This is a genomic window from Limnobacter olei (genome assembly GCF_029087225.1).
GTDB classification, from domain to species: Bacteria; Pseudomonadota; Gammaproteobacteria; order Burkholderiales; family Burkholderiaceae_B; genus Limnobacter; species Limnobacter olei.
The window spans coordinates 1-2,434 of sequence record NZ_JARFJD010000050.1 but is presented as its reverse complement, the minus strand read 5'-3'; the positions used below and the strand labels follow the sequence as shown (position 1 = coordinate 2,434).

The window sequence follows — 2,434 nt, the reverse complement described above, 5'->3', positions numbered from 1 at the left end:
TTTGGTGTGTACGCACCAGGATCAATGTCGTAGGCATTCAGCAGAAAACAGAAATCTCGGTCCACGTTATCAATCAAGGGATGTTTGTTTTTGGGGTGAGTCACCCAAAAACCCATCATGCCCATGGCCATTTGCACCATCTCATCGGCATGCGGGTGGTACATGAAGGTACCGGGGCGCTTGGCCTCGAACTCATACACAAAGGTTTTGCCGGAAGGAATGGCCGGCTGGTTCAGGCCCGCAACGCCGTCCATGCCATTGGGCAGGCGCTGCCCATGCCAGTGCACGCTGGTGTGCTCAGGCAGTTTGTTGGTCACAAAAATACGAACCCTGTCGCCTTCAACCACTTCAATGGTGGGGCCTGGGCTTTGACCGTTGTAGCCCCAAAGGTGAGCGACCATACCCGGTGCCATTTCACGCACCACAGGTTCTGCCACCAGGTGGAATTCCTTCACGCCGTTGTTCATGCGCCAAGGCAAGGTCCAACCATTCAAGGTGACCACTGGGTTATAGGGCCGCCCAGTGTTGGGGGTTAATGGGTCCATGGTGTCAGGCGAGGTCTGAATGACGGGCTCGGGCAGCGCGGCCATTGCCACTTTGCTGACACTGGCTGCCGCCACCGCACCACCGGCCATGCCGGCAAACTTGAAAAAATCTCTTCTGGAATTCATTGTGCTTGCTCCAAATCTTTTAATGACCACCAGCCGCGTCGGCTGCTGGACTTCTGGCACCCATGGAAAGCTTCACATTGCCTGGACTGCCCATCAATGCGGCATCAAGGGCCAGTTGCGCTCGCAGAAAGTTCGCCGATGCATCAATGGATGATTCAATCGACCGAACCTGATTGCGACTGTCGGCCAGTAGCTCGAAAGTACCAATCAACATGCCGTTGTAACGAAGTGTGTTTTGCTCAGCCAAGGTATCGAGCATGGGAACCACCTCGGTTTGGTAGTGCTTGGCAATGTCATAAGCAGTGCGGTAATTGGTGTAACTTTCCCGCAGGTTTGAATCGACATTTCTCATAACAGCCTCCAGCGCGTTGCCCTTGGCCAGCAACTCCGCAGAAAACGCGTCACGCTTCAAACCACCCCAATCAAACAGAGGCAATCGAATGTCCAGTTCGAATCCCTTTGGATTGGTTTTGGAGCCAGAGTCTCTGTCGAATACAGAATCGCGGCGAATCCCTGCCTCAATATCCACAAACGAGCTCACTGTTTCCGCACCAGACACTTTCAATGCCGCATCGTATGCTTGCTTGGCCATTTGAACATCGAGCCGCGCCGTGGCTTGTCTGGAGACTTCTTCAGGCTTTTTCACAGTGGCGGGCAGGTCTGGCAAGCGATCCGGAAGTTTCAGTTTTTCAAACTGCTGTGCATCAAGCCCGAGCACCCGAACTAGTTTTTCCCGGGTGGACGTGGCTTCCTGACGTGCCATGGCCAGGCCAAGAGCCGCATCTGAATAAAACATTTGCTGTCGAATGCGTTGAATAATGGTGAAGTTGCCTACCTCCTCCATGCGCTTGGCCAATTCGGCACTGGCTTGCGCATTCTCGTAAACCTGCTCTGCATACTGCTGTTTTTGTAAAGCGACCACTGCATCAACCCACGCCGCACGGGCCTGTGCCACCTGCCCAATCACATCGCCAGCCAATTGCAGTTGAGCTCGCTCAATTCGAAAAGTTGCAGCCTGTTGACGCCAGGGAAGCGTGACCAGATCGAGCAAACCAAAACTGAACAATCGTCCAATTTCAAGTTCATCCCCAACTGTTATTCGTTCGAAATTGAAGATTGGATTGGGAATTCGACCCGATTGGGCAGCCAACGCAGACTCGCTATAGCCCCGAGCCAGCAAAGCCTGGAATTCAGGACTGTTCACCAACATCAGTTCAACTGTCGAATTCAAGTTCAGTGGTTTTTTCAACAGCGCATCTGCCTGCCCTCGCAGCTGCTTGCGCTGCTCATCATTCAGAGCAAGAACCACTTTCTTGTCGGTCATGGACGCTGTGGTTTCATTCAGCTTGGTCATGGATTGATCCATGTTGACAGTGGCGCAACCAGTCAAACCTGCAATCGCCAAGGCCATTGCCGTGTATCTCAAGGTTTTCATCAATGCCCCCCTTGGTGGGCTTCACCGGGATTCATGGGCTTTTTCATCTTGCTCATGTCATGCCCCATGCCGCCATCTTGCATAGGTTGTTGAGCTTCGCCGTTTTTCAAATACGGCTCACGGGCGTAATATTGCCAGCCACCAATTTTCTCGACATTCTGATTGGCCCCCACCCAATCACGGTCGCCTTCCTTGGGCTTCCATGTTGAGTAGTTCTCAAAGGCTGATTGATACTCAATCTGCAAACCCTCTGACTGGGCATTTGCAAACACTGTGCTTGCTGCGAGAACTGAACCCGCAAGCAGTAATTGAATAGCCGTGCGCATAC

Annotated in this window: 3 protein-coding genes; all 3 read right to left on the bottom strand. The window is 52.8% G+C overall.

Annotation, left to right across the window (positions count from 1 at the left end; genetic code table 11):
• The coding region (locus PY990_RS16230; protein ID WP_275272480.1) for a multicopper oxidase domain-containing protein at positions 1 to 671 on the bottom strand (671 nt) is incomplete at its 3' end.
• 19 nt (positions 672 to 690) lie between these two features.
• Positions 691 to 2,106 carry a TolC family protein gene (locus PY990_RS16225; RefSeq protein WP_275272479.1) on the bottom strand — a complete coding sequence of 472 codons (1,416 nt, stop codon included), beginning with the start codon at positions 2,104 to 2,106 and terminating at the stop codon, positions 691 to 693.
• Positions 2,106 to 2,434: hypothetical protein (locus PY990_RS16220; RefSeq protein ID WP_275272478.1), on the bottom strand; the 329-nt coding region annotated here is incomplete at its 5' end. The genes PY990_RS16225 and PY990_RS16220, both read right to left, overlap by 1 nt.

What these genes read in the sequence shown, in the direction of transcription:
- PY990_RS16225 (WP_275272479.1), bottom strand. Translation starts at nt 2,106, where the DNA reads ATGAAAACCTTGAGATACACGGCAATGGCCTTGGCGATTGCAGGTTTG.